Source organism: Rhodovulum sp. DZ06 (genome assembly GCF_050586345.1).
In the GTDB taxonomy this organism is placed as follows: Bacteria; Pseudomonadota; Alphaproteobacteria; order Rhodobacterales; family Rhodobacteraceae; genus JBOCEF01.
Genome location: NZ_JBOCEF010000055.1, coordinates 1 through 26,496, shown reverse-complemented (window position 1 = coordinate 26,496; position 26,496 = coordinate 1). Strand labels below are relative to the sequence as shown.

The window sequence follows — 26,496 nt, the reverse complement described above, 5'->3', positions numbered from 1 at the left end:
CCCCCCCCCCCCCCCCCCCCCCCCCCCCCCCCCCCCCCCCCCCCCCCCCCCCCCCCCCCCCCCCCCCCCCCCGTCACGGCGCCCCCGGCAAGTCCCGCGCCGACCCTTCCCGCGGCTCTTCCGCCTCCCGCAGCTCCAGGCACATGCCCAGCAGCGCCGTCATCTCCGGGTCGTGCAGCCCCAGCGCCTCGAGATGCTTCACCAGCTGCGACAGGTATTCGAGGTTGGTCCCGAGATGCCCCTCGGCGAAGGCGATGCGGCCGGCGGCTTCCCGGTCCGGCAGGTCCACGAAGCGGTCATGGTCGTGCCTGGCGAGGAAGGCCAGCGCCTCGACCGGGCCCTGCGGGGTCTCCAGTTCCAGGAACTCGGGGATGTAGCTGCCGGCGATCATCTCGCGCATCCACATCAGCCGCGATTCCTCGTCCACCAGCGCGGCGGGGATGCGCATCACCACCCCGTCGCAGACATGCCCCGGCGCGCGGTCGAGCGCGGCCATCAACCCCGGCCGGTCCGGCGATCCGCGCCCGCCTTCAAGATGCAGGCAGAAGCGCCGCCGGAAGCCGTCGGCTTTGGCGTGGCGCAACTCGTCGAAGAACACGCCCGGGTCCCAGATCAGCGAGCCGTAGCCGAACACCCAGAGGTCCCTGTCCATCCGGCCCGCCAGCGTCTCGAACCGCGTCGCTTCGCGCTCCGGGTGGGTCAGGCGCCAGTCCGGCGGGCTGCCCAGCTGCTCGTGGTAGAGGTCGAACTGCGCGTAACGCTCGGCCATGTCGCGGAAGGTGGAAGTCGCCGGGTCCTGGATGCGGCCCTTCAGCTCGGGGCAGTATCGGAAGGCGGCGTCGGGGATGGGCATGGCGGCTCCGGGGAAGAGGGGCAGGGCGTCAGATCAGCGTCAGTTCGGCGACGCCGAGCGCGCCGCAGTCGAAGCGCAGGACGCCCGGCCCGACATGCATCCGCGGCGGCAGGTGGGCGCCGCAGAGCAGCGCCTCCCCCGCAGCCAGCGCCTCGCCGCGCGCGTTGAAATGGTTGGCGAGGCGGGCGACGGCCTCGAGCGGATGCATCGGCGCGGCGCCGGTCCGGTCCAGGATCACCTCGCCGTCGAGCGTGACGCGGGAGTGGAGGGCCCCCACCTCCACGTCCCCCGGCGGCAGGCCGGGGCCGCCGATCACCATGCCTTCGTTGAACACGCCGTTGGCGATGGCGGCGAGGGGGGGCGGATTGCCGTCGGTGCGCCGGTCCATCACCTCGAAGCCCGGATGCAGGCGGGCGACATGGGGGGCGACGGTCCCGGCCGTCCAGCCGCCGCCGGAAAGCTCGGCGCCGAGGATGGCGATGATCTCCGGCTCGAACCAGAAGGCGCGGAAATCCGCCGCCGGGATGCGGGCGGGAGAGGTGCGGACCTGGGCGGCGTAGACCGGGGCTGCGGCGGGGCCGGGCAGGCCGAGCGCCTCCCACTGGCCCGGGCCGTTGAAGGCGGCCTTGCGCCCGCCGACCCCGCCGCGCTGGGGGGCGAGCACGGCGCGCATCGCGTCCTGCACGTCCCATGCGGCGGCGAGCGGGTCGGGGCTTGCGGCCAGCGCCTCGGAGCAATCCGCGAAGGGGGCCTTGGCCGCGGCCTCGGCGGCGATCTGCGCACCGAGGGCGGCGACGTCGAAGGAAGGGGCTTCAGGCATGGGGATCGGCTCCGGTCTCGGCGATGGCGCGGATGCGGGCGACAAGGTTCGGGTGCGGCGCCAGCCCCTTCGCCTCGGCCTGCGCCCGGGCGGAAAGGCGGCGGGAGCCGGGGACGCGGGCCCCCTCGACGGCGCCGAAACGCTCCATCAGCTCGGTCATCTTCTTCGCATAGGCGCCGCCCGAGGCGCTCTCGGGATCGATGGCGATGGCGGTCTGGGCGAGGTCCGGCGGCGGGCCCACGTCGTCCAGCAAGGAGGAGGTCTGGCAGGCCAGCAGCCCGCCGCCGAGGCAGGCGGACATCACCTCGACCACCATGGCGAGGGCGGCGCCCTTCGGCCCGGCCATCGGCGCGACCAGCCCGTCCACCGCCTCGTCGATATCGGTGGTGGGGCGGCCGTCGCGGGTCAGCGCCCAGCCCTCGGGGACCTCGGTTTCCCCCGCCGCCTTCATGGCGAGGATCCGGCCCTTGGTCACGGCGCTGGTGGCCATGTCGATCACCAGCGGCGGGCCGCCGGGGACGGGGGCGGCGAAGGCGATGGGGTTGGTGCCGAACATCGGCGCGGCCCCGCCCCAGGGCGGCATGCAGGCGGTGGCGTTGCCGAAGACGAGCGCCACGCAGCCCGCCTCGGCCAGCGCCTCGGCCTGCAGCCCCGCGACGCCGAAATGGTTGGAGCGCACGATCGAGGCGATGGCGATCCCCTGTTCGCGCGCGATCCGCGGCAGGGCCCCCAGCGCCATGTCCCAGGCCGGGTAGGCGAAGCCGAGGCCCGCATCCACGCGCAGCGTGCCCGGCCCGGTGCGCTCTTCCGTCGGGATCGCGGTTCCGTCGATCTTCCCGGCGGCGACGCAGGCGGCATAGACCGGGGTGCGCACCATCCCGTGGCCGCCCTGGCCCGACGCCTCGGCCAGCGCCAGCGCGCGGGCGGTGGAGGCGGCCTGGAGCGCGGAGGCGCCGGAGGCGGCGAAGGCGCGGGCCATCAGGGCCTCGGCCTCGGCCATGGAGAGGCGCAGTTCGGATCGCGCGTCGGGATCGGTCATGGAGCGGCTTTCGGACGGAGGGCGCGCCGGGGGAGGGCGGCGCGCGCAGATAAGGCTTCCTGACGGTTCAACCACGCCCCGCCGCGGAAGGCCAGCCGCGGCGGCTGCAAAACCGCGTTTCGGAATCGTGCGCGCCGCCCCCTCGCCAAGCCCTGCCGCCCGATGCAAGATGCCGGCAAATCACCGGGAGGGAGCCCGAAACCATGACCGACCTGCCGCGCCCCGCGCGCCTCTACACCGTCTCGACCGCGCCGAACCCGCGCCGCGTCCTCGCCGCCATGGCCCTGAAGGGGATCGAGATCCCGCTGGTCGAAATGGACATGGTGGTGAAGAAGGAGCAATACGCGCCCGACTACATCGCCAAGACCGGCCGCCCCGTGATCCCGGCGCTGGAGCTGGAGACCGGCGAGATCCTGACCGAGACCGTGGCCATCACCCGTTACCTCGACGCGCTGGTCCCCGAGCCGCCGCTCTTCGGTCGCGACCCGCTCGAAGCCGCGCGGATCGAGATGTGGCAGCGCCGGGCGGAGTTCGAGCTTCTGGTCCCCGTCGCCATGGTGTTCCGCCACGGCCATCCCGGGATGGCCGAGCTGGAAAGCCAGGTGGGCGACTGGGCCAGGGTGAACCTGCCGCGGGTGGAGAAGGGGTTCCAGATGCTCGAGGACCGGTTGCAGGCCAGCCCCTTCCTTGGCGGCGACGCGCTGTCGGTGGCGGACATCACCGCTTACATGGCCTGCGATTTCGCCAAGGTCAGCAAGCTGCGCCCGTCCGAGGACAAGACCGCCCTCGCCGCCTGGCAGGCGAAGCTGAAGGCGATGCCGGGCTTCGCGATGAAGAAGCCGGGCTGAGGCGCGGATGATCGGCGATCCGGCCCCGCTGGTCTATGACGCGCCGCTGCTGCTGGTCGGCGGCGCGCCGTTCTCCTCCCTGGCGCTCAACGCCGCCCATGCGGCGCTGGGGGGCGCGGCGCCCGTGGCGGCGGCGGATGGCGGGGCGGATCGGCTCGCCGCTTTGGGGCGGATGCCCGGGGCGGTGATCGGGGACATGGACTCGGTGGCGGATGCTGAAGCATGGCGCGCGCGGCTGGGGGACCGGTTCCTGCACGTAGCGGAACAGGACAGCACCGATCTGCAGAAATGCCTGCGCCTCACGCGCGCGCCGCTGACGCTGGGGGTCGGGTTCATGGACGGGCGGCTCGATCACACCCTCGCCGCCCTCACCGCGCTGGTCGAGGCGCGGATGGCGGGGCGGTCGGTCGTGCTGCTGGGCGAGGAAGACTGCGCCGCCGCCCTCCCGACGCGCTGGTCGGCGCGGGTGGGGGCGGGGGCGCGGGTGTCGCTCTACCCGCTCGCGCCGGTGCGGGCGCTGGGCTGCGCGGGGCTGGAATGGCCCGCCGCGGGGCTGGATTTCGCCCCCGCGGGCCGCATCGGCACCTCGAACCGCGCCGCGGCGGAGGTGGTGGCGCTGGAGACCGACGCCCCCGGCATGGTCGCGGTGCTGCCGCGCACCAGCCTTCCCGCGCTCCTCGAAAGCCTCGCCGCCGGGACGTGACGGCGAGGCCCCCCGCGCCGCGGGCTCAGCACTCCGGCAGGTTGACCGCGAGCCCGCCCAGCGAGGTTTCTTTGTAGCGGTGGTTCATGTCGCGCCCCGTCTGGCGCATCGTCTCGATGCACGCATCCAGCGGCACCACGTGTTCGCCCTCGCCCCGCAGCGCCAGCGACGCCGCGGTCAGCGCCTTCACCGCGCCGACCCCGTTGCGCTCGATGCACGGCGCCTGCACGAGGCCCTTCACCGGGTCGCAGGTCAGCCCCAGGTGATGCTCCAGCGCGATCTCCGCCGCGTGCTCGACCTGCTCGGCCGTGCCGCCCATCACCGCGCAGAGCGCCGCGGCGGCCATGGAGGCGGCCGAGCCGACCTCGCCCTGGCAGCCGACTTCCGCGCCCGAGATCGAGGCGTTGAAGCGGATCAGCCCGCCCACGGCGGCGCCGGTCAGCAGCATCTCGCGCACGTCCTCGGGCGCGCCGCCGCATTCGGCCAGCCAGTACTGGATGCAGGCCGGGAACACGCCCGCCGCGCCCATCGTGGGGGCGGTGACGACGCGCCCGCCCGCGGCGTTCTCCTCGTTCACCGCGATCGCGTACATCGACAGCCGCTCCGAGGACGCGTGGGGCGCCAGCCGGTTGTCCACCGTGCGCAGCTTCTCCTGCAGGCCGCGCGCGCGGCGCCGGACATTGAGGCCGCCGGGCAGGATCCCCTCGCCCGCCAGCCCGCGGTCCATGCAGGACTTCATCGCCGCCCAGATCGTGTCCAGCCCCGCGTCGATCTCCTCGTCCGTGCGGAAGGCGCGCTCGTTCGCGCGTTTCAGCCCGGCCACCGACAGGCCCGATTTCTTCGCCATCGCCAGCATCTCGGCGGCCGAGCGGAACGGGTAGGGGGCGGCCTTGTCCACGGGCTCGTGGCGCACGTCGCGCGCCAGCTCCCGCTCATCCACCACCACGCCGCCTCCGACGGAGTAATAGACCTTGCGCTGGGCCAGCGCGCCGGCGGCGTCGAAGGCTTCGAGCGTCATCGCGTTGGGGTGGCCTTCCAGCGGCGGGCCCATGTCGAAGATGATGTCCGCCTCGGGGTCGAGGCGCATCTCGGGCAGCCCCTCGGGGGTCACCGTCCTGGTGCGCGACAGCTCCGCCAGGGCGGCCTCGGCCTCCTCCATGTCCATGGTGGCGGGCACGAAGCCCAGGAGGCCGAGGGCCGCGGCCCGGTCGGTCGCGTGGCCCTTGCCGGTCAGCGAGAGGGACCCGTGCAGCGTGCAGCGCAGCGCCGCGGGCGCGCCCGCGCCGGGGATCGGGTCCTCCTGCCCGCGCAGCGCGTCGAGGAACCGGGCGCAGGCCAGCATCGGCCCCATGGTGTGGGAGCTCGACGGGCCGACGCCGATGCGGAAGATGTCGAAGACGGAGATGAACATCGGGCCTCCTGGGGGCTTTGTCCGGGGCAGGGTGCACCGCAGCGCGCGACCCGTCACGCACGGAAACGACCCGGGCGGGCGGGAAAGCGAAGCGCGCGCCCGTTCAGCGCGGTTCAATCGGGGGCGAAACCCGCTATAACCATGGCGAGTCGCGGCCCCCGCAGGGGCGGCGCGCGCGCTCACGCCCACCTCCCCCCAGCGCGCCCCCCCGCATCGCGGGGCGCCGCTTCAAGCCGCAGGACCGCCATGACCCGCGAACTCTCCGCCGCCGACATCGCCAAGCGCGCCGCCGCGAAGGAGGCCGTCGCCCTCGTCGAGGACGGCATGCGCCTCGGGCTCGGCACCGGCTCCACCGCCGCCTGGTACGTGGAGCTGCTGGCCGAGCGCGTGAAGGCCGAGAAGCTGAACGTGATCGGCGTGCCCACCTCGGTGCGCACCGGCAAGCAGGCCGAGAGCCTCGGCATCAAGCTCACCACCCTGGACGAGGCCGGCTGGCTCGACCTCACCGTCGACGGGGCGGATGAGTTCGACCCGGACCTGAACCTGATCAAGGGGGGCGGCGGCGCGCTGCTGCAGGAGAAGATCGTCGCCACCGCCTCGGACCGCGTGGTGATCCTGACCGACCCGACCAAGCAGGTCGAAAGCCTCGGGGCCTTCCCGCTGCCGGTCGAGGTGATCCCCTTCGGCTGGGAGACGACGCGCGCGATCATCGAGGACCTGCTCGAGACGCTCGACGTCGACGGGCGCGAGACGGTGCTGCGGATGAACAAGGATGAGCCGTACCTGACCGATTGCGGCCATTTCATCATCGATTTGCACCTCAAGCGCATCGGCGACGCCGAGGAGCTGTCGGACGCCCTGAACCGCATCGCGGGCGTGGTGGAGAACGGCCTCTTCATCGACATCGCCGACGAGATCATCGTCGGGCACGAGGACGGCACCGCCGACGTCATCGTCTACGAGGACGAAGACGAGGACTGAGGCGCCGCGCCGCCCCGCCGCGCGCCCCCCGCGGGGGGGCGCGCGCTCTCGTGCGGCTCACGGCCGCGCGCGCGGGGTTTGTGCCGGGGGCGGGGGGCGCCTAACTCACGCTCCTGACACAGCGGAGCAATGGCGGGCCTGATGCGCCCGCGCCGGGGCGGGCCGATCCCGCCCCGCGGGCGATTCAAGCGAGGACGATATGGATTACGACTACGACCTGTTTGTCATCGGGGGCGGTTCGGGCGGCGTGCGCGCGGCCCGCGTGGCGGCGTCGCACTGCGCGCGCGTGGCGATGGCCGAGGAGTACCGCATGGGCGGCACCTGCGTCATCCGCGGCTGCGTGCCGAAAAAGCTGATGGTCTACGCCTCGGGCTTCGCGGAGGCGTTCGAGGACGCCGCGGGCTTCGGCTGGACCGTGGGCGAGCGCTCCCACGACTGGTCGGCGCTGATCGCCGCGAAGGACAAGGAAATCACCCGGCTCGAGGGGGCGTACACCCGCAACGCCGAGGCCTCGGGGGTGGAGATCCACCGCACCCGCGCGACGCTCACCGGGCCGAACAGCATCCACCTCGCCGATCACGGCCACGAGGTGACGGCGAAGACGATCCTGGTGGCCACCGGCGGCACGCCCTTCGTGCCGGATTTCGAAGGCTCGCACCACGCCATCACCTCGAACGAGGTGTTCGACCTGACCGCGCGGCCTTCGCGCATCGTGATCGTCGGCGGCGGCTACATCGCCTCGGAATTCGCCGGGATTTTCAACGGCCTCGGCTCGAAGGTCACCCAGGTCTATCGCGGCGGCCAGATCCTGCGCGGCTTCGATGACGAGGTGCGCACCCACGTGGCGGACGCCATGCAGGCCCGCGGCATCGACATCCGCTGCATGACCGACGTGGAGAAGATCACCGGGACCCCGGGGAACTACACCGTCACCCTGACCGGCGGCGCGGGCGAGATCGAGGCCGACTGCGTGATGTACGCCACCGGCCGCATCCCGAACACCGAGGGGCTCGGCCTCGACAAGGCCGGCGTGGCCCTCGGCCCGCGCGGCGAGGTGCTGGTCGACGCGCTCTCGCGCACCAACGTGCCCTCGGTCTGGGCCGTGGGCGACGTGACCGACCGCATGGCGCTGACCCCGGTCGCGATCCGCGAGGGCCAGGCCTTCGCCGAGACGGTCTTCGCCGGGGTCGAGACCCGCGCCGACCACGCCATCGTGCCGACCGCGATCTTCACCCAGCCCGAGATCGGCACCTGCGGCATGTCCGAGGAAGAGGCGCATGGCGTCGCGGAAACCCATGGCGGGATCGAGATCTACTCGGCGGCCTTCCGCCCGATGATGAACACCCTCTCGGGGCGCGACGAGCGGATGCTGATGAAGCTCGTCGTCGGCAAGGAAAGCCGCAAGGTGCTCGGGTGCCACGTGGTCGGCCACGCGGCGGGCGAGATGATCCAGATGGCGGGCGTGGCGATGAAGATGGGCGCCACCAAGGAGGATTTCGACCGCACCGTCGCCGTCCACCCCACCGCGGCGGAAGAACTGGTGACGATGAAGACGCCGACCCGCTGAGGCGCGGCGCGAGCCGGGCAGGGGGCGAAATCCCCCCCTGCGGCGACCCGCGCAGGCCCGCGGGGGGTTGAACACGCGCCCGCGCGGTCCAACTCTGGCAGGCAGGCTCCGCGCGCGCGCGGCGGTCGCGCGGCGGTCGCGCGGCGGTGAAGCGCGGCGGTGAAGGCGGAGACAATGGGCGCCCCGGCGCAGGGGGCGCGATCCGGCGGACGGGCCGGAACGGACGGAAGATGACCGGACCATCGCGCGCCCCGCGGCGCGCGCGGCCCGGCCAAGGAGGACAGGACAAAGATGCCTTTCAGCAATAATTCCGGCGGCCCCTGGGGCGGCGGCGGAAACAAGGGCGGCGGCGGCCGCGGCCCCTGGGGCGGCGGCTCCGGCGGGGGCGGCGGCGGCGGCGGCCAGGGCGGCGGCGGCAACGGCCAGGGCCCTGACGTCGACGAACTCATTCGCCAGGGCCGGGACCGGCTGAAGGTCATCTTCGGCGGCGACGGCAATGGCGGCGGCGGCAATGGCCGTCCCGGCGGCGGCGAGCCCGAGGGCCTCGGCCGCGGCGGCTGGACGCTGCTCGCGCTGTTCGGCGCGGCGGCCTGGGTCTGGGCCTCGATCTACACCGTGGCCCCCGAGGAACGCTCGGTCGAGCTGCTGTTCGGCGAGGAAAGCGGGATCGGCGAGCCGGGCCTGAACGTGGCTCCCTGGCCCTTCTTCACCTATGAGAAGCTGCCCGTCACGCGTGAGAACATCATCAACATCGGCGACGCCCAGAGCACCACGGCCTTCAACGCCGGGCGCAATGGCGGCCGACCGGCCGATACCGGCCTGATGCTGACCGGCGACGAGAACATCGTCGACATCGACTTCCAGGTGGTCTGGAACATCTCCGACCCGGCGAAGTTCCTGTTCAACCTGGCCGAGCCCGACGCGACCATCCGCGCCGTGTCGGAATCCGCGATGCGCGAGGTGATCGGCCGCTCCGAGCTCAAGCCGATCCTCAACCGCGACCGCGCCATCGTCAGCCAGGAGGTGCAGGCGCTGATCCAGGGCACGCTCGACAGCTACGAGTCCGGCGTGAACATCGTGCGCGTGAACTTCGACAAGGCCGACCCGCCCGAGCAGGTCATCGACGCCTTCCGCGACGTCCAGGCCGCGGCCCAGGACCGCGACCGCGCCGAGAAGCAGGCCGAGGCCTATGCCAACCAGCGCCTCGCCAGCGCCCGCGGCGAGGCCGCCCAGCTGGTGCAGGAAGCCGAGGCCTACTCCGCCCGCATCGTCAACGAGGCCGAGGGCGAGGCCGCCCGCTTCGTGTCGGTCTATGACGAATACGCCCAGGCCAAGGACGTCACGCGCAAGCGCCTCTACATCGAAACGATGGAGCGGGTGCTGTCGGGCGTCGACAAGATCGTCATCGACGACGCCATCTCCTCCGGCGGCGGCCAGGGCGTGGTGCCCTACCTGCCGCTGAACGAGCTGCGCAAATCCGGGGGGGCGAACTGATGAGCCAGGTGAAAAAAGCCCCGATCATCCTCGGCGCCGTCGGCGTGGCGCTGTTCGCGATCTACAACTCGGTCTTCATCGTCGACGAACGCCAGCAGGCGCTCAAGCTGCGCTTCGGCCAGGTCGTCGGCCAGACCGAGGGCTACCGGGACCCCGGCCTCTACTTCAAGGTGCCGGTCATCGACCGGATCGCCTATTACGAGGACCGGATCCTGCCGATCGAGACCTCCTCGCTCGAGGTCACGCCGCTGGACGATCGCCGCCTGGTGGTCGACGCCTTCGCGCGCTGGCGCATCACCGACCCGCTGCGCTTCCGCCAGTCGGTGTCGAACGAGCAGGCCGCCCTGCCGCGGCTGGAGCGCGTGCTGAACGCCGCGATCCGCGAGGTGCTCGGCGGCGTGGTGTCGGACGCGATCCTGTCCTCGGACCGGATCGAGCTGATGAACCAGATCCGCGCCTCGGCCCGTCGCTCGGCCCAGACCCTGGGCGTCGAGATCATCGACGTGCGGATGCGCCGCGCGGACCTGCCGACGCAGAACCTGCAGGCGACCTTCCAGCGCATGCAGGCCGAGCGTGAGCGCGAGGCGGCGGACGAGCGCGCCCGCGGCCAGGAGGCGGCGCAGAAGGTCCAGGCCAATGCCGACCGCCAGGCGGTGGAGCTGGTCTCGGAGGCGCGCAAGCAGTCCGAGGTGATCCGCGGCGAGGCCGACGCGCAGCGCAACCGCGTCTTCGCCGAGGCCTTCGGGCGCGACCCGGAGTTCTTCGCCTTCTACCGCTCGCTGCGCGCCTATGAGCAGTCGCTCAAGGGCTCCAACTCGACCCTCGTGATTTCGCCGAACTCCGAGTTCTTCGAATATCTCGACGGCGCCGCGGCCAGCCCGCAGTGACCTGAACGGGGCCCGGGCGGAAACGCCCGGGCCCCTCGCTTTCCAAGCGGGGCGTCGGCCCGTCCGCCGCCGCCGCCCCTCGCCTTCCCCGCCTGCCGCCCGGATCCCGAATGAGAGACCTTCTGAACGCGATCGCGCTGCTCCTCGCCATCGAGGGGCTGCTCTTCGCCGTCTTCCCCGACACCATGCGCATCCTGCTGGCCCGCACGGCGCTGGAGCCGCGCGAGCTGCTGCGCCGCGTCGGCCTCGTCTCGGCCCTCGTGGGCGTCGGGCTGCTCTGGCTGGTGCACTGAGCGGGCGGGCCCCGCCCGCGGCCCCCCCCCCGCCCGGGACCGGCCCGCGCGCCGGCCCCCCCGCGCCGGGCCCCCCGCGCCCGATCACGCGATCTGTCCTTGGCCCCGGCTCTCGGCCATGTGATGCTCTGGCGGGATCAACATCTTGCGCCGTCGCCGGAAAGACACATCTGGTTGGGGCAAGTCGCAAACGGCCGCGTCCCCTTGGCGGAGGACCGGCGCCGGTCTCCGGCCCGCCCCTCCGCGCCTCGCGGCCCTTTGTTCAACCGGAGGACCCAAATGCCATTCGACCGCATTCCCACGCCCGCCGCGCCCCGCGCGCGCCGGCGCCGCGGCATCGTCGGGGGCGCCGCCGCCCTCGCCGCCGCCTTCATGGTCGCCCTCACGCCGCTCAGCCAGGCGGTCGCGCGCGGCGCGCCCGAAAGCTTCGCGGACCTTGCCGAGAAACTCTCCCCGGCGGTGGTCAACATCTCCACCAGCCAGACGATCAACGCGCCCGAGCGCCCCAGCGGCCCGCGCCTGCCCGAGAATTCGCCGTTCCGCGAGCTGTTCCCGGACCTGTTCGGGGACGAGGGCGACGCGCCCCGCCGCGGCCCGCGCAAGGCGTCCTCGCTCGGCTCGGGCTTCGTGATCTCGGCCGACGGCTACATCGTCACCAACAACCACGTCATCGACGGCGCGGACGAGATCAAGGCGAACTTCGCCGACGGCTCCTCGCTCGACGCGCGGCTGATCGGCACCGATCCGAAGACCGACATCGCGCTGCTGAAGGTGGAACCCGATGCGCCGTTGACCTTCGTGTCCTTCGGCAATTCCGACGCCAGCCGCGTCGGCGAATGGGTGCTGGCCATCGGCAACCCGTTCGGCCTCGGCGGCTCGGTCTCGGCCGGCATCATCTCGGCCCGCAACCGCAACATCAACGCCGGGCCCTATGACGACTTCATCCAGACCGACGCCGCCATCAACCGCGGCAACTCGGGCGGGCCGCTGTTCAACATGGACGGTGAAGTGATCGGCGTGAACACCGCCATCATCTCGCCCTCGGGCGGCTCGATCGGCATCGGCTTCTCGGTCCCCTCGGCCATCGCCTCGCGCGTGGTCGACCAGATCCAGGAATACGGCGCCACCCGCCGCGGCTGGCTGGGCGTGCAGATCCAGACCGTGACGCCGGAACTGGCCGAGGGGCTCGGGCTCGAGGCCGCCGCCGGCGCGCTGGTCACCGGCGTGGTCGATGACGGCCCGGCCGCGGATGCGGGCATCGAGGTCGGCGACGTGATCATGCGTTTCGACGGCAATGAGGTCGACGCGATGCGCGACCTGCCGCGCATGGTCGCCGAGACCGAGGTCGGCAAGGCGGTCCGCGTGGTGGTCTGGCGCAAGGGCGAGAGCCGCACGCTGAAGGTCACGCTGGGCCTGCTCGAGGAAGAGCCGCCGGTGCAGAACGCCTCGGTGACCCAGGACGAGGCCCCGGCGGAAGAGGCCGAGGTGCTGGGCCTGGCGCTCGGCCCGCTCACCGACAAGCGCCGCGAGGCGTTCGGCATCGCGGGCGACGTCTCGGGCGTGCTGATCACCGAGGTGAACCCCGACGGCGCCGGCGCCGAGAAGGGCCTGCGCCAGGGCGACGTGATCGTGGAGGTCTCGCTGGAGCCGGTGAGCGATCCCAAGGACGTGGCCGACAAGGTCGCCGAGGCGCGCGAGAACGGGCGCAAGTCGGTGATGATGCTGGTGCACACCCGCGGCGAGGGGCGCTTCGTGGCGCTGTCGCTGGAGGAGTGACGCCCCCGTCTCCGCCGCGGCGGGGCAGGGCGCGGGGCGGCGCGGCCGGGAGGGGCGCGCCGCCCTTTTTCATGGGCTGCGGCGGGCGGTTTCCCCGCGTTGCGGGCGGCCTGCGGCGGGGGGTGCGTTTCGTTGGATTCTTTGCTGGAAAAGCGGTTGCGCCCGCTTCGCGCCCTCAATATACCGGTCGGCGGAGACGTGGCCGAGTGGTCGAAGGCGCTCCCCTGCTAAGGGAGTATACCTCATAAGGGTATCGAGGGTTCGAATCCCTTCGTCTCCGCCACAACCCCCTGGGGACGTGGGCGAAATGACGGGCCGGTCGGCGAAGCAGCCGACCGGCCCTTCGCGTTTCAGGCCGCCCGCCCGCGCCGCGGGCCGCCCGCGTCCGGCCGCTCCGGGCGCCCCTGCCGCCCGCATCCCTGGCGCCCGGATCCCTGGCGCCTAGCCGCGATAGGTCCGCGCCTCCATCGGCACGTCCTCGATCATCCGCAGCAGCCCCTGCAGCAGCAGGTCCTCGGCCCGGTTGCGCACCGCCCGCGGGTGCCAGACCACGTGCACGTCGATCGCCGGAAGGTCCTCGTAGGGCGGCGTCTGGTGCAGCAGCCCGTCCGCCACGTCCCGCGCCGCCACGTGGACGGGCAGGGGGCCGATCCCCAGCCCCGCCACGATCATCCGCCGCACCTCCTCGAGGTTCGAGGACATGCCGGTGATCTTCTCGCCCATCTTCGCCTGCGCCCGCATCACCGTCACGGGCTTCAGGACGTCCTGCAGCCGGTCGGTCTCGAAACTCACCGAGGTCTGGCCCGCGAGGTCGTCCAGCGTCAGGTTCGCCCGCCCGAAGAGCGGGTGCGGCGGGCCGCAGAACAGCCCGAAGAACTCCCTGTAAAGCCTGCGATATTCCAGCCGCGGGTTGGGCGAGCGCACGAGGCACACGGCGAAGGAGGCGCGCTTGGCCAGAACCTCGGCGATGGCGTCCGCGCTGGGGCGCACGTCGATCGACACGCTCGCGCGCGGGTGGGCGGCGTGGAACTCCCCCAGCGCCCGGTCCAGCAGCGGGCAGACGACGTGGCTGGCGAGCGCGATCCGCACATGCCCCTGCACCTCGTCCGTCAGCTCGCGCAGCAGGGTCGACAGGCGCAGCACCGAGCCCTGGATCTCCACCGCCTCGCGCAGCAGAAGCCGCCCCGCCTCGGTCAGCGCGTAGCGCCCCGGGGCGCGGTCGATCAGCCGTCGCCCGAGCCGGTCCTCGAGCTTCTTGAGCGCGGCCGAGACCGAGGGCTGCGCCAGCCGCAGCCGGGCGGCCGCGTCGGTGATCGAGCGGCTCTCGGCCAGGACCACGAATGTGCGCAACAGGTTCCAGTCCAGCTCGCGCGCGATGCGGTCGGGGTCGAAGGGATCCGGGGTCTCCATAGATCAAACCTATAATCAGGATCAGCCATATCTATTTGATCTATGTCTGGACCGCCCGCAGGCTTCCCGTCAACGCCGCCGACCAAGGTCGGCCTTGACCCGAAGCCAACCCGGAAGACGCATGAGCACGCTGGAAGCGCGAGACGCGCGACGCCCCTGGATATTGCTGTCGCCCGCCCTGACCGCCATCGCGCTGCTGCTGATCGCGCCGCTGTGCTTCATCGTCGTCTACAGCTTCTGGCTGCGCACGGCGACGGGGGCGGACATGGCGGGGTTCCACCTCGACAACTGGGCCGAGGCGCTGACCGACCCGTTCTACCGGGACATCCTGCTGAACACCCTGAAGATCGCCGCGGTCACCACGCTGGTCTGCGCGCTGATGGGCTATCCGGCGGCCTATTTCATCGCCCGCTCGAAGGGCAACAAGGCGATCCTGCTGCTGCTGCTGATGCTGCCCTTCTGGATCTCCTACATCATCCGCACGATGAGCTGGATCAACATCCTCGGGGTCTCGGGGGCGTTCAACTCGTTCTTCATGTGGGTCGGGATCACCTCCGAGCCGATCCAGATGCTCTACAACGAGACCACGGTGATCCTGGGGCTGGTGCACTTCCTGCTGCCCTTCATGATCCTCAACATCTTCGTGTCGCTCGACGGCATCGACCAGACGCTCGAGGACGCGGCCACCTCGCTCGGGGCCACGCGCTGGAAGGCCTTCACCGAGGTGACGCTGCCGCTGTCGCTGCCGGGGCTCGCGGCCGGGGGGCTTCTGTGCTTCGTGCTGGGGGCGGGGACCTACATCACGCCGCTGGTCCTTGGCGGGCCGACCGACGCGATGTTCGCCAACCTGGTGTTCGAGGCGATCATCACCCAGCTCGACTGGCCGCTCGGCTCGGCGCTCTCGCTCATGCTGCTGGCGGTGCTCGGCGTGCTGGTGGCGATCTACAACCGCTATCTCGGGATGGCGCAGCTGATGAAGGGGCTCGGGTGATGGGCGGCGGTCTTGGTCGGCGCCTGGTGAGCGCCTGGGCGGTTCTCGTCTATGTCTTCATGTTCCTGCCCGTCGCGGTGGTGGTGCTGCTGAGCTTCAACGCCAGCCAGTTCGGGTCCTTCCCGATGACCGGCTTCAGCTTCCGCTGGTTCGTGGAGCTGGCGCAGAACGACGCGATCCTGCGCGCCTTCCGCACCTCGATCATCCTCGGGCTGCTGACGGCGCTGATCTCCACCACGCTCGGGGTGCTGGCGGCGCTGGCGCTGGTGCGCCACAGGGTGCCCGGAAGCAACGCGGTCTCGACGCTGCTGATCGCGCCGATCCTGGTGCCCGAGGTGGTGCTGGCCGTCGCGCTGCTGCTGTTCCTCAACGCCCTCGGCATCCGCAAGAGCTTCGCGCTCCTGCTGTTCGGCCACGTGATCTTCACGCTGCCCTTCGTGATCCTGGTGGTGCAGGCGCGCCTCGTGTCGATCCGGCGCGACGTGGAGGAGGCGGCGATGTCCCTCGGGGCCGGGCCGATCCGCACCTTCTTCGAGATCACTCTGCCGCTGATGGCCCCGGCGGTGCTGGCCGGCGCCCTTTTCGCCTTCACCATCAGCTTCGACGACATCACCGGCACGCTGTTCTGGAAGCCCGGCGGGGTGGAGACGGTGCCGACGCAGATCTTCGCGATGCTGCGCAACTCGATCAGCCCCGAGATCAACGCCCTCGGGACCGTGATGATCGTGCTGACCGTGGGCCTGCCCCTGCTGGGCGCCGCCCTCGCGAGATACCTGAGCCGCAACGGCTGAGCGACAGAAGCGGCCCCCGAAGGCCGCCCTTCACCCCACCGACACGGAGAGCGACCACATGAAGAAGATGGACGACACCACCCGATACGAGCGCGCGCTGGAGCGGTACCGCAACGGCGACATGCCGCGCCGCCAGTTCCTCGGGCTGCTCGGCGCCGCGGGCGCGGCCTACGGCCTCGTGACCCCCTGCCGCGCCTACGCCCAGGCCGCGAAGGAGGTCCGCTTCGACGGCTGGGGCGGCGTCGTCTCGGAAGCCTTCCGCGCGCACGCCTTCGGCCCCTACACCGCCAAGACCGGGGTCGAGGTGGTCGACGGCACCTTCGGCGGCGGGGACGAGTACCTCTCCCGCGTCAAGGCCAGCCAGCCCGGCGAGTACAACATCGCCCACCTGTCGGGCGTGTTCGATTACGCGCGCTATCACGGGCTGGGCCTCGCGTCCGAGCTCAACGAGGCGAACATCCCCAACCTGCAATACGTGATCCCCAAGCTGGTCGACGTGTTCCGCGGGGTGTCGGACGGCAAGCTCTCCTGCGTGCCCTATGACTACGGCACCACCGGCATCGCCTATAACCGCAAGTACATCTCGGATGACGAGATGCAGGAGAAGGGCGCGAAGATCCTCATCGACGAGGGCAAGACGGGCAAGATCGCCGGCTGGGGCGACTGGCGCACCCGGATCTGGTTCGCCTCGCTGCAGACCGGGCAGGACCCGAACGGCGCGACGGACATGGACGCGGTCTGGGACGCCGTGCGCAAGCATCGCGACCTGTCGCTGAAGTACTGGGGCTCGGGCGCCGAGCTGATGAGCCTGCTGGCCGAGGAGGAGATCCACGTCACCGAGGGCTGGTCGGGCCGCATCTACGCGCTGCAGGAACAGGGCCACGACATCGGCTACATGGACCCGCCCAACGGCTATGGCTGGCAGGAATGCCTGTTCGTGCTCAAGGGCTCGCCCATGGCCGAGTGCGAGGAGCTGCTGAACTTCATGCTCGCCCCCGAGACCTCGATCGCGGTGGCCGAGGGGCAGAACTACCCGCCCGCGCTCGACCCGACCAAGGTCGATCTCGGCGACAAGATCCCGACGCTGCCCGCCTTCGATCCGACCGGCGCCCTGTCGGGGCTGACCTTCGCCGACCCGGCCTACTGGAACGGCAACGAGGCGGCCTGGTCGAAGATGTTCGGCCGGGTTCAGAAGGGCTACTGACGCCCCCGCATTCCGCCCCCCGCCCATCCCGGGCGGGTGTTGGCCCACGAACGGGCCGCCCCCCGCCCCGGACGCGCCCCCATATTGCGCGCCCGCGGGCCGGGGGGCGCGCCCCAGGGCCGGGGCGGAGGGGCATCTTCCCTCGCCGCATCGCCCCGGCCCGACCTTCCTTTCCGCGCGCCGCCGCCCCTTGGCCGGGGCGCGCGCCCATCCCCACGGGAACCCGCACATGAGCTCGGTCGTCCTTACCGACGTGGTCAAGCGTTTCAACGACTTCACCGCCGTCCACCCCACCTCGCTGGAGATCCCGGAGGGCGAGTTCGTCACGCTGCTCGGCCCCTCGGGCTGCGGCAAGACCACCACGCTGCGGATGATCGCCGGGCTCCTCGACCCCTCGGGCGGAGAGATCAGCATCGGCGGCAAGCGCATGAACGAGGTGCCGATCCACAAGCGCAACCTCGGCATCGTGTTCCAGAACTACGCGCTGTTCCCGCACCGCACCGTGGCCCAGAACATCGCCTTCGGCCTGCGCCACCGGGGCTTCGCGAAATCCGAGATCCCCGGCCGCGTCGCCGACGCGCTCGAGCTGGTGCAGCTGCCGGGCGTGGGCGACCGCTACCCGAAAGCGCTCTCGGGCGGGCAGCAGCAGCGCATCGCGCTGGCCCGCGCGGTGGTGACGGAACCCGAGGTGCTGCTGCTCGACGAGCCGCTCTCGGCCCTCGACGCCAACCTGCGCGAGGACATGCGCGTCGAGCTCAAGCGCATCCAGGAGCGGATCGGCGTGACCACCGTCTTCGTCACCCATGACCAGTCCGAGGCGCTGGCCATGTCCGACCGCATCGTGGTGATGTCCGCGGGCCGGGTCGAACAGGTCGGCGCCCCGGAGGAGGTCTACAACGCCCCCCGCACCGCCTTCGTGGCCGATTTCCTCGGGGCCTCCAACATCCTGGACGCCGCCTGCACCGGGCGGGACGCCGCCGCCGCCCTGCTCGACGCGCCGCCCTTCGGCCATGTCCCCGTGCCCGCCGCCCGGGCCGAAGGCGTCGCCCCCGGCCCCGCGCGGCTGGTGCTGCGGGCCGAGAAGCTGCTGCTGACCGCCCCCGGCGCCGCGCCGCCCGGCATGGCGACCGCCGAGGCGGTGGTGGAGACGGTCGACTACCAGGGCCAGACCGTGCGCTATTTCATCCGCGTCGGCGACCGGCAGTTCCAGGCCATCAACATGATCGACGAGCGGCCCTTCCCCGAGGGCGCCGCCGTCACGGCCGCCTTCCGCCCGCAGGACTGCGCGGCGCTGGGCGCGGAGGGCTGAGCGATGGGCCACCTCTTCTACCAGGCGCGCAACCGCAAGCCGGTGCTGGAACAGGCCCGCGGCGTCTACATGTGGGACACCGACGGGCGGCGCTATCTCGACGGCTCGTCGGGGGCGATGGTCTGCAACGTGGGCCATTCGCACCCCGCCGTGCTCGAGGCGATGCGCGCGCAGATGGAGAAATCCACCTTCGGCTACCGGCTGCATTTCGAGACCGAGGCCTCGGAGCGGCTGGCCGCCAAGCTGGCCGCGAAGGCGCCCGCGGGGCTCGGCAAGGTGTTCTTCGTCTCCGGCGGCTCCGAGGCGGTGGAGAGCGCGATGAAGCTCGCCCGCCAGCACGCGCTGGCGACCGGGCAGGGCAGCCGCTGGAAGGTCATCTCCCGCGCGCCCTCCTATCACGGCTGCACGCTGGGGGCGCTGGCGACCACCGGCTATTCGACCCTGACCGAGCCCTTCGCGCCGATGATGCGCGAGATGCCGAAGGTGCCCGCGCCGCGCGCCTATCTCGACGGGCTCGACCCCGCCGACCCGGCCACCGGGCGCGCCTATGCCGAGCAGCTCTCGCGCGCGATCGAGGCCGAGGGGCCCGAGACGGTGCTGGCCTTCCTGGTCGAGCCCGTCGGCGGCGCCTCCACCGGCGCGCTGGTCCCGCCCGCGGGCTACATGGAAGGCGTGCGCGAGGTCTGCGACCGCCACGGCATCCTGATGATCGCCGACGAGGTGATGACCGGCGCGGGCCGCACCGGCGCGTGGCTGGCGACCGAGCACTGGGATGCGCGGCCCGACATGGTGGTGATGTCGAAGGGCCTCGGGGCGGGCTACGCACCCCTCGGGGCGGTGATCGCCGATGACGCGCTGGTCGGGCCGGTGCTGGACGCGGGCGGCTTCGCCCACGGCTTCACCTATGCCGGCAACCCGCTGGCCTGCGCCGCCGGCCTCGCCGTCGCGGGGGTGGTCGAGGAGGAAGGTCTTTGCGCCAACGCCGCCGCCCGCGGCGACGCGCTGCTGGCCCGCCTGCGCGGGCTGATGGACCGGCACGAGGTGATCGGCGACGTGCGCGGCATGGGCCTTCTGACGGCGTTCGAGCTGATGGCCGACCGCGAGACGAAGGCCCCCCTGCCGCGGGGCCTCAACGCCCACCAGGTGGTGGTGGACGCGGCCTATGCGGCGGGGCTGATCGTCTATTCGCGCCGCACCCGCGACGGGATCGAGGGGGATCACATCCTCGTCTGCCCGCCGCTGATCGCCACCGACGCGCATCTCGAGGAGATCGAGGCGGGGCTGGAGACCGCGCTGGCGGCGCTCGCCGCGCAGAGGCCCGCGGCGGGCTGAGGCCCGCGCGCGCGCCGCAACGGACCCGAGGCGGCCCGGCAAGAGGCGCCCGGGCGGGGAAGGAAGCACATGTCGAAGATCATCATCACCTGCGCGGTCACGGGGTCGATCCACACGCCCTCGATGTCGCCGCACCTGCCGGTCACGCCGGACCAGATCGCCGAGCAGGCGCTGGGCGCGGCCGAGGCGGGGGCGGCGATCCTGCATCTCCACGCGCGCGACCCGGCCGACGGGCGCCCCTCGGCCGACCCGGCGCATTACGCCGCCTACCTGCCGCGGCTGAAACAGGCCGCGGGCGCGGTGCTGAACCTGACCACGGGCGGCAGCGCGGTGATGAGCCTCGAGGACCGGCTCGCCGCCCCGAAGGCCTTCGCGCCCGAGATGTGCAGCCTCAACATGGGGTCGATGAACTTCGCCCTGCACCCGGCGGCCGAGAAGATCACCGACTGGAAACACCCGTGGGAGCGGCCCTTCCTGGAGAATTCCGACGACCTGGTGTTCAAGAACACCCCGCGCGACATCGCCCGGATTCTGAAAGATCTCGGCGAGGACCGCGGCGCCCGGTTCGAGTTCGAGTGCTACGATGTCGGGCACCTCTACATGCTGCGCCATTTCTTCGACAGGGGCGCGGTCACGCCGCCGCTGTTCATCCAGTTCGTGTTCGGCGTGCTGGGGGGGATCGGCGCCGACCCGGCGCACCTGCTGCACCTGAAGGAGACGGCGGACAAGCTCTTCGGCTCGGATTACGCCTTCTCGGTCCTCGCCGCCGGGCGCTGGCAGATGCCGATGGCGACCATGGCCGCCGCGCTGGGCGGGCATGTGCGCGTGGGGCTCGAGGACAGCCTGATGATCTCCCGCGGCCAGCTCGCGCAGGACAATGCCGAGCAGGTCGCCAAGATCCGCCGCATCGTCGAGGAGCTGGGCCGCGACCCCGCGACGCCGGACGAGGCGCGCGGGATGCTCGGCCTCAAGGGCGCCGACCGCACCACGATCTGATCCCGCTTCCCGCGTCCGCCGCACTGCGCCGCACTGCGCCGCAGTCCCGTCGACGCCCCACCCATGACGCCGCCGACCGGCGGAAAGGAGCCCCATGAAAGCCGTGTTCGACCAGCGCCAGTGGCGCCATGACCCCAAGCACTTCATGGCCAACGGCGCGATCAAGCCCAATCCCGAGCAGCCGAAGCGCATCGAGATCCTGCACGCCGCCGCCGAGGCCGCCGGCTGCAGCTTCGAGGTCCCCGCGGATCACGGCCTCGGCCCCATCGCCGCCGTGCACACGGCCGAGTACCTGACCTTCCTGCGCAATATCTATCCGCGCTGGCGGCGGATCGAGGGCGCGGGCGAGGAGGTGATCCCCAACATCCACCCCGCCCGGCGCACGGACGGCTATCCGAAATCCGCCGTCGGCCAGGCCGGGTACCACCAGGCCGACACCGCCTGCCCGATCGCGGAAGGGACGTGGGAGGCCGCCTACTGGTCCGCCCAGACCGCGATCCACGCCGCCGACCTCGTGGCCGGGGGCGCGCGGGCGGCCTACGCCCTTTCGCGCCCGCCGGGGCACCACGCGTTCGAGGACCTGGCGGGCGGCTTCTGCTTCCTCAACAACTCCGGCATCGCCGCGGAACGCCTGCGCGCGAAGGGCTTCCGGCCCGCGATCATCGACGTGGACGTGCATCACGGCAACGGCACCCAGGGCATGTTCTACGCCCGCGGCGACGTGCTGACCGTGTCGATCCATGCCGACCCGGCGCGGTTCTACCCGTTCTTCTGGGGCCACGCGCAGGAGCGGGGCGAGGGCCCGGGCCTGGGGTTCAACCTCAACATCCCGCTCGCGCGCGGCACCGGCGACGACGCCTACATGAAGGCGCTGGACGTCGCGCTGGAGCGGGCCGAGAGCTTCGGCGCCGACGCGCTGGTGATCGCGCTGGGGCTGGACGCGTCGATCGACGATCCGTTCCAGGGGCTGGCGGTGACCCAGGACGGCTTCGCGCGCATCGGCGCCGCCATCGCGAAGATGGGCCTGCCGACGCTGATGGTGCAGGAGGGGGGCTATATCTCGGACACGCTGGGGGCCAACCTGACCCGCACCCTGGCGGGCTTCGCGGAGGCGTCATGACCGCCGCAAGCCCCGCCGACGCCGCCCCCACCACCGCCCCCAACGCCGCGGACGTCATCGTCATCGGCGGCGGCATCGCCGGGATCAGCGCCGCCGCCGCCATGGCGCGGGAGAGGTCGGTGATCGTGCTCGAGGCCGAGCGCGCCCCGGGGACCCATTCCACCGGCCGCTCCGCCGCGATCTTCATCCGCAACTACGGCAACGCCACGCTGCGCGCGCTCAACGCCGCCTCGGCCGCCGCCCTCGAGGACCCCGAGGCGGGGTTCGGCGAAGGCTTCGACGGCGCCGCGGGCCCCGGGGGCGCGCTGCTCTCGCCCCGGGGCGAGCTGATGATCGCCACCGAGGACCAGCTCCCCGCGCTCGAGGCCTATCTCGACGGCTCCTCGGGGCTGGAGCGGCTGACGGGCCCGGAGGCGGCGGCGCTGGTGCCGATCCTGCGCCCCGACCGCATCGTCGCCGCGGCGCTGGAGGCGGACGCCCAGGACATCGACGTCGACCGGATGCTGGCCGGCTGCCTGCGCCTGCTGCGCGCCCGCGCCGGGGCCGATGCGCTGCGCACCGGCGCGCCCGTCGCCGCCATGACCCGCAAGGGCGGGACCTGGCGGATCGAGGCGGGGGGCGAGACCTGGGAGGCGCCGCTGGTGGTCAACGCCGCCGGGGCCTGGGCGGGCCGCGTCGCCGCGCTGGCCGGGGCGCAGGAGGTGGGGCTGACCCCGCTGCGCCGCTCGGCCGCGCTGCTGCCCGCGCCGGGGGGGCGGGACATGTCCCGCTGGCCGATGTTCGTCTCGGCCGCGGAGACGTTCTACGCCAAGCCGATGGGCGGCAAGCTGATGGTCAGCCCCGCCGACGAGGACCCGGTGGAGCCGCATGACGCCTGGCCCGACGACATGGTGCTGGCCGAGGGGCTGGACCGCTACGAGCAGGCGGTGACCGAACCCGTCACGCGGCTCGAGGCGAGCTGGGCGGGGCTGCGCACCTTCGCGCCCGACCGCACCCCCGTGGCGGGGTTCGACGCGCGGGCCGAGGGCTTCCTGTGGCTGGCCGGGCAGGGCGGCTACGGGGTGCAGACCGCGCCCGCCATGGCGCGCATCGCCGCGGCGCTGATCGCCGGGCGCGCCCCCGCCGGACTCCCCCCCGCGGTGATCGCGGCGCTTGACCCGAAGCGCTTCGCGGGCTGAGAGGAACCGGGCGCGGCCCGCGCCCCCGTTTCCCGGGCGGCGCGCGCCGACCGACAGGACAACCGCAAGAAGGAGAGGCCCGATGGCCGAGATCATCCGCAAGCATACCGGGGCGCGCATGTCCCAGGTCGTCATCCATGGCGACACCATCTACCTCGCCGGCCAGGTGGGGACCGAGGGCGCCTCGGTGACCCAGCAGACCCGGGACTGCCTCGCCGCGGTCGACAAGCTGCTGGCCGAGGCCGGGTCGGACAAGTCGCACATGCTGCAGGCGACCATCTGGCTCGCCGACATGGCCGATTTCGCCGAGATGAACGCGGTCTGGGACGCCTGGGTCCCCGAGGGCGCCGCCCCGACCCGCGCCTGCGGCGAGGCCAAGCTGGCCGCGCCGGGCTACACGGTCGAGGTGATCATCGTCGCGGCCAAGGCCTGATCGGGACCGCCCCCGGCGCGCGGCGCCGTCCGCGCCGCCCCGCCGGGGCCCCTTGCCACGCGAAGCGGCGGGCGCATCCCCTGCGCCCGCCGCCGTCCTGTTCCGGGGCGCGCCCCGGCGCCCTCGCGCGCTTCAGCCGCGCCGCCGCCGCGCCAGCGCCAGCGCCCCGAGGCCGAGCGCCAGCAGCGGCCCCGCCGCCGGGACCGGCACATCCGCGACCGCGAGCGCGCGCCACTGGCTCGTCGCATCCATCTGCAGCGTCTGCGCGGCCTGCAGCGTCACCCGCAGCAGGAAGTCGACCGAGGCCGAGGCCCCCGCCATCCCCGCCCCGCCGCCGAGATCCCCGGCCATGGCGGCGGCGGCCACCCCCAGCCGCCCCGTCGCGCCCGGGTCGTAGTCGGTCGACAGGCTCATGGCCGCGAGGGGGCCGTTCGCGAAGCCGTCCTCCTCGATCGGGGCGAGGGCGCTGAACAGGATGTCGAGCGGCCCGTCGCTCTCGAAGAACAGGTCCGCCGAGGCGAGGCTTTCGGCGAAGGAGACCATCCCGTCCGCCTGCACCGAGGTCGCGACCGAGAGCGTGCCCTCGATGTTGAAGGACAGCGTGGCGGCGGTGAGGTTGCGCAGCAGGAAGCTGCGGGTGTGATCCCCGAAGGCGAGGCCCGAGGCGCGGTGCGTCTCGGTCGTGATCTGCGCCTGCGCGAGGGCGTCGCCCTCCCGGCTGTAGGCGACCGTCGAGGCGCCGTTGCCGGGGTTCGAATCCAGCGCGCTCTCGGCCCAGAGCGCCATCGCGTAGCCGCCGTAGCCGCCCTCGGTCCCGCCGTTTCGAAGGCTGCTGCTGTAGCCGCTGAAGATCGAGGGGGCGGCGGGCGACGTGCCGTCGATGATCGTCGTCTCTCCCGCATCCTCCACCGCGTCGGGGGAGGAGAGGGCGCTCTGGACCTGGTGGTCGAAGTCGGGGCTGCTTTCGACCTCGAGCCCCGGCGGGACCTCGCCGCCGCCGATGGTCAGCACGATGCCGTATTGCAGCGTCGCGTCGGCGTCGATGGGCAGCGCGGCGGCCGGCTGGCCGAAGGCGGCGGCGGCGGCGATGGCGGCGGCGGCGAAGGTGAAGCGGCGCATGTCGTGAAATCCCCCTCTCGAGACGGCCCCAGCCCCCCGGAAGGCGGGGGCGCGGGCGGTTCGGCAGGGTCTCACGGCGCCGATGAACGCAGCCCGTCGCGCGCCGTTCAGGGTCGGGCGCGCGCCGGGCAACGCGGCGGGGACAGGCGCGCGGGGCGCCTCAGTCCCGCCCCTCCCAGTAGGGCGCGCGCAGCTCGCGTTTCAGCACCTTGCCGATCTCCGAGCGCGGCAGGCTGCCCCGCAGCTCGACCTTCGCGATGCGCTGGGTCTTGCCGAGGTTTTCATTGGCCGCCGCCCGGATCGCCTCGGGGTCCGCGTTCGCCCCCGCGCGCGGCACCACCAGCGCCAGCGGCGTCTCGCCCCACTGGTCCGAGGGGATGGCGATGACGGCGGCCTCGGCCACGTCGGGGTGCTTGACCAGCTCGGCCTCGAGGTCCGCGGCATAGATGTTGAACCCGCCCGAGATGATCATGTCCTTGCGCCGGTCCATCAGCTCGATGAACCCGTCCTCGTCGATCCGGCCCATGTCGCCGGTGCGGATCCAGTGGCCGCCCTCGGGATCGGTCCAGATCATCTCGGCGGTCTTGTCCGGCAGGTTCCGGTACGCGGTCATCATCGAGGGCGCGCGGCCGACGAGCTCCCCGAACGCGCCCTGCGGCAGGACGTTCCCCGCCTCGTCGATCACCAGCGCCTCGGAGCCTTCGGGCGGGCGGCCGACCGTGTGCAGCTTGTCGGGCCAGGCGGCGCAGTCGAGCACGCAGGTGATGCCGCCCTCGGTCATGCCGTAGATCTCGATCAGGTTGCCCGGCCAGCGGGCCATGACGTCGGCGGCCACCTTGGCGGGCAGGTGGGCCGAGGTGGAGTATTTGCGCTCATAGGACGACAGGTCGTAGCGGTCGAACTCGGGATGGGCCATCAGGCGCATGTACTGGACCGGGACCAGCATCGCGTGGGTGATCTTGAGGGCCTCGGAGGTCTTCAGGAACGCCTCCGCGTCGAACTTGGGCATGATGGCGAGCGTGCCGCCCTGGACGAGGGCGGCGAGGGCGGCGACGAGGGTGGTGTTGGAGTAGAGCGGCGTCGACATCAGCGCCCGCGCGCCCGAATGCCAGCCGAGCCGGTCCATGCGCTGCATCTGCCGGGCGCGGAAGCGGTTGTCGTGCTGGATGCCCTTGGGCGTGCCCGTGGTCCCCGAGGAATAGATGATGTTGAAGAGCGCGTCGGGCGCGCCGGGGACCGGGGCGATGGGGGCGGCGTCCTTCGCCCAGTTTTCGATGGTCTCGACGGCGATGGGGGCGGGGCCGCCGAGGGTCGCGGCGCGGTCCATCTGCGGGGCCGAGGCGAAGAGGAGCGCGGCGCCGCTGTCCGAGAGCATCTTCGTGATCGCGGCGTCGGCGGCGCTGTAGGGCAGGGGGACCATGCAGCCCCCGGCGCGCAGGACGGCGCAATAGAGGACGACGTGCTCGACCGAGTTTTCGGCCAGCGAGGCGACCTGGGTTCCCGGCCTGACGCCCTCGGCCTGCAGCTTGCCCGCGACCCGGGCCAGGGCGTCGCCGAATTCGGACCAGCTCAGGGTGGTCCCGCCTTCGATCAGCGCAGGCTTGTCCGGGGTCGCGGCGGCGTGGGCGGCGAGGGCGGCGCTGAAATCGGAGAGGATCTCGTCCGCGATGACCGGGGCTTCGATGCGGACGGGCTGGGCGGTGTCTTGCATGTCGGTGGGGCCTCCCTGGCGTGGTGATCGCCCGTCTCGGCGGGGCGTGTTTGCGGCACGGTATTTCACCATGCGGTTCGGGGGAAGGGGCTGTGCGCGGGTGTTGCGTGGGGCGGCGTTTTGGGGGGGGGGGTGCCCCCCCAAAAACCAAACAAAAAGAGGGACACAACAGAGCAAACCCCCTTTTTTTTTTTGGGGCGGGGGGGGGGGAGGGGGAGGGAGGGAATCCT

Annotated in this window: 24 protein-coding genes and 1 tRNA gene; 18 read left to right on the top strand and 7 right to left on the bottom strand. The window is 72.3% G+C overall.

The features are described 5' to 3' along the window. Positions 1 to 73: 73 nt before the first annotated feature. Genes ACQ5SO_RS18625 through ACQ5SO_RS18615 form a run of 3 tightly spaced genes read right to left on the bottom strand, consistent with a single transcriptional unit; the run spans position 74 to position 2,712 of the window. A complete protein-coding gene (locus ACQ5SO_RS18625) occupies positions 74 to 853 on the bottom strand; it encodes a gamma-glutamylcyclotransferase (RefSeq protein ID WP_430943146.1) in 780 nt (259 codons plus the stop codon). 28 nt (positions 854 to 881) lie between these two features. Beyond that, positions 882 to 1,673 carry a hypothetical protein gene (locus ACQ5SO_RS18620; protein WP_430943145.1) on the bottom strand — a complete coding sequence of 264 codons (792 nt, stop codon included), beginning with the start codon at positions 1,671 to 1,673 and terminating at the stop codon, positions 882 to 884. Further along, positions 1,666 to 2,712, bottom strand: a complete 1,047-nt coding sequence (locus ACQ5SO_RS18615) for an Ldh family oxidoreductase (RefSeq protein WP_430943144.1) — start codon at positions 2,710 to 2,712, stop codon at positions 1,666 to 1,668. Before ACQ5SO_RS18615 ends, ACQ5SO_RS18620 begins: the two co-directional genes overlap by 8 nt. Before the next feature lie 203 nt (positions 2,713 to 2,915). Between ACQ5SO_RS18615 and ACQ5SO_RS18610 the strand changes: the two genes are divergently transcribed. Then, a complete protein-coding gene (locus ACQ5SO_RS18610; RefSeq protein WP_430943143.1) occupies positions 2,916 to 3,560 on the top strand; it encodes a glutathione S-transferase N-terminal domain-containing protein in 645 nt (214 codons plus the stop codon). A 7-nt stretch (positions 3,561 to 3,567) separates the two neighbouring features. Further along, complete coding sequence (locus ACQ5SO_RS18605) at positions 3,568 to 4,263, top strand: thiamine diphosphokinase (protein ID WP_430943142.1); 696 nt, start codon at positions 3,568 to 3,570, stop codon at positions 4,261 to 4,263. 25 nt (positions 4,264 to 4,288) lie between these two features. Here ACQ5SO_RS18605 and ACQ5SO_RS18600 read toward each other — a convergent pair whose 3' ends face one another. After that, complete coding sequence (locus ACQ5SO_RS18600; RefSeq protein WP_430943141.1) at positions 4,289 to 5,674, bottom strand: L-serine ammonia-lyase; 1,386 nt, start codon at positions 5,672 to 5,674, stop codon at positions 4,289 to 4,291. Positions 5,675 to 5,920: 246 nt separating this feature from the next. Between ACQ5SO_RS18600 and rpiA the strand changes: the two genes are divergently transcribed. The 7 genes from rpiA to ACQ5SO_RS18565 all read left to right on the top strand — a co-directional run bounded on the left by rpiA (position 5,921) and on the right by ACQ5SO_RS18565 (position 12,955). Then, positions 5,921 to 6,655 carry a ribose-5-phosphate isomerase RpiA gene (gene rpiA / locus ACQ5SO_RS18595; RefSeq protein ID WP_430943140.1) on the top strand — a complete coding sequence of 245 codons (735 nt, stop codon included), beginning with the start codon at positions 5,921 to 5,923 and terminating at the stop codon, positions 6,653 to 6,655. A 199-nt stretch (positions 6,656 to 6,854) separates the two neighbouring features. Continuing rightward, positions 6,855 to 8,222 carry a glutathione-disulfide reductase gene (gor, locus tag ACQ5SO_RS18590; RefSeq protein ID WP_430943139.1) on the top strand — a complete coding sequence of 456 codons (1,368 nt, stop codon included), beginning with the start codon at positions 6,855 to 6,857 and terminating at the stop codon, positions 8,220 to 8,222. A gap of 291 nt (positions 8,223 to 8,513) precedes the next feature. Then, positions 8,514 to 9,716, top strand: a complete 1,203-nt coding sequence (hflK, locus tag ACQ5SO_RS18585) for an FtsH protease activity modulator HflK (RefSeq protein WP_430943138.1) — start codon at positions 8,514 to 8,516, stop codon at positions 9,714 to 9,716. After that, positions 9,716 to 10,603: a protease modulator HflC gene (hflC, locus tag ACQ5SO_RS18580; protein ID WP_430943137.1), complete on the top strand. Its 888-nt coding sequence runs from the start codon at positions 9,716 to 9,718 to the stop codon at positions 10,601 to 10,603. Before hflK ends, hflC begins: the two co-directional genes overlap by 1 nt. 110 nt (positions 10,604 to 10,713) lie before the next feature. Continuing rightward, a complete protein-coding gene (locus ACQ5SO_RS18575; protein WP_430943136.1) occupies positions 10,714 to 10,896 on the top strand; it encodes a DUF2065 family protein in 183 nt (60 codons plus the stop codon). 279 nt (positions 10,897 to 11,175) lie between these two features. Further along, complete coding sequence (locus tag ACQ5SO_RS18570; RefSeq protein WP_430943135.1) at positions 11,176 to 12,672, top strand: DegQ family serine endoprotease; 1,497 nt, start codon at positions 11,176 to 11,178, stop codon at positions 12,670 to 12,672. A 192-nt stretch (positions 12,673 to 12,864) separates the two neighbouring features. Further along, positions 12,865 to 12,955 (top strand) — tRNA-Ser (locus ACQ5SO_RS18565). A 158-nt stretch (positions 12,956 to 13,113) separates the two neighbouring features. Here ACQ5SO_RS18565 and ACQ5SO_RS18560 read toward each other — a convergent pair. Further along, positions 13,114 to 14,082: a LysR family transcriptional regulator gene (locus ACQ5SO_RS18560; RefSeq protein ID WP_430943134.1), complete on the bottom strand. Its 969-nt coding sequence runs from the start codon at positions 14,080 to 14,082 to the stop codon at positions 13,114 to 13,116. A 121-nt stretch (positions 14,083 to 14,203) separates the two neighbouring features. Here ACQ5SO_RS18560 and ACQ5SO_RS18555 point away from each other — a divergent pair, with 121 nt between their 5' ends. The 9 genes from ACQ5SO_RS18555 (at position 14,204) to ACQ5SO_RS18515 (ending at position 23,436) form a co-directional block, all read left to right on the top strand. Beyond that, a complete protein-coding gene (locus ACQ5SO_RS18555; protein ID WP_430943133.1) occupies positions 14,204 to 15,073 on the top strand; it encodes an ABC transporter permease in 870 nt (289 codons plus the stop codon). Continuing rightward, complete coding sequence (locus tag ACQ5SO_RS18550) at positions 15,073 to 15,864, top strand: ABC transporter permease (protein WP_430943132.1); 792 nt, start codon at positions 15,073 to 15,075, stop codon at positions 15,862 to 15,864. Before ACQ5SO_RS18555 ends, ACQ5SO_RS18550 begins: the two co-directional genes overlap by 1 nt. A 67-nt stretch (positions 15,865 to 15,931) precedes the next feature. Then, positions 15,932 to 17,068, top strand: a complete 1,137-nt coding sequence (locus ACQ5SO_RS18545; RefSeq protein WP_430943147.1) for an extracellular solute-binding protein — start codon at positions 15,932 to 15,934, stop codon at positions 17,066 to 17,068. Positions 17,069 to 17,297: 229 nt separating this feature from the next. Then, entirely contained in the window at positions 17,298 to 18,377 is a 1,080-nt protein-coding gene (locus ACQ5SO_RS18540; protein WP_430943131.1) for an ABC transporter ATP-binding protein, read from the top strand. Positions 18,378 to 18,380: 3 nt separating this feature from the next. Further along, complete coding sequence (locus ACQ5SO_RS18535) at positions 18,381 to 19,709, top strand: aspartate aminotransferase family protein (RefSeq protein WP_430943130.1); 1,329 nt, start codon at positions 18,381 to 18,383, stop codon at positions 19,707 to 19,709. A 69-nt stretch (positions 19,710 to 19,778) separates the two neighbouring features. Continuing rightward, a complete protein-coding gene (locus ACQ5SO_RS18530; protein WP_430943129.1) occupies positions 19,779 to 20,705 on the top strand; it encodes a 3-keto-5-aminohexanoate cleavage protein in 927 nt (308 codons plus the stop codon). A gap of 94 nt (positions 20,706 to 20,799) precedes the next feature. Then, complete coding sequence (locus tag ACQ5SO_RS18525; protein ID WP_430943128.1) at positions 20,800 to 21,825, top strand: histone deacetylase family protein; 1,026 nt, start codon at positions 20,800 to 20,802, stop codon at positions 21,823 to 21,825. After that, positions 21,822 to 23,003, top strand: a complete 1,182-nt coding sequence (locus ACQ5SO_RS18520; protein ID WP_430943127.1) for an NAD(P)/FAD-dependent oxidoreductase — start codon at positions 21,822 to 21,824, stop codon at positions 23,001 to 23,003. The genes ACQ5SO_RS18525 and ACQ5SO_RS18520 overlap by 4 nt, the downstream gene beginning before the upstream one ends. Before the next feature lie 82 nt (positions 23,004 to 23,085). After that, positions 23,086 to 23,436, top strand: a complete 351-nt coding sequence (locus ACQ5SO_RS18515; protein WP_430943126.1) for a RidA family protein — start codon at positions 23,086 to 23,088, stop codon at positions 23,434 to 23,436. Positions 23,437 to 23,568: 132 nt separating this feature from the next. Here the strand turns inward: ACQ5SO_RS18515 and ACQ5SO_RS18510 are convergent, their stop codons facing one another. Both ACQ5SO_RS18510 and ACQ5SO_RS18505 read right to left on the bottom strand, forming a co-directional pair. Beyond that, a complete protein-coding gene (locus tag ACQ5SO_RS18510; protein ID WP_430943125.1) occupies positions 23,569 to 24,555 on the bottom strand; it encodes a hypothetical protein in 987 nt (328 codons plus the stop codon). Positions 24,556 to 24,715: 160 nt separating this feature from the next. Then, positions 24,716 to 26,266: a class I adenylate-forming enzyme family protein gene (locus ACQ5SO_RS18505; protein WP_430943124.1), complete on the bottom strand. Its 1,551-nt coding sequence runs from the start codon at positions 26,264 to 26,266 to the stop codon at positions 24,716 to 24,718. Positions 26,267 to 26,496: the final 230 nt, after the last annotated feature.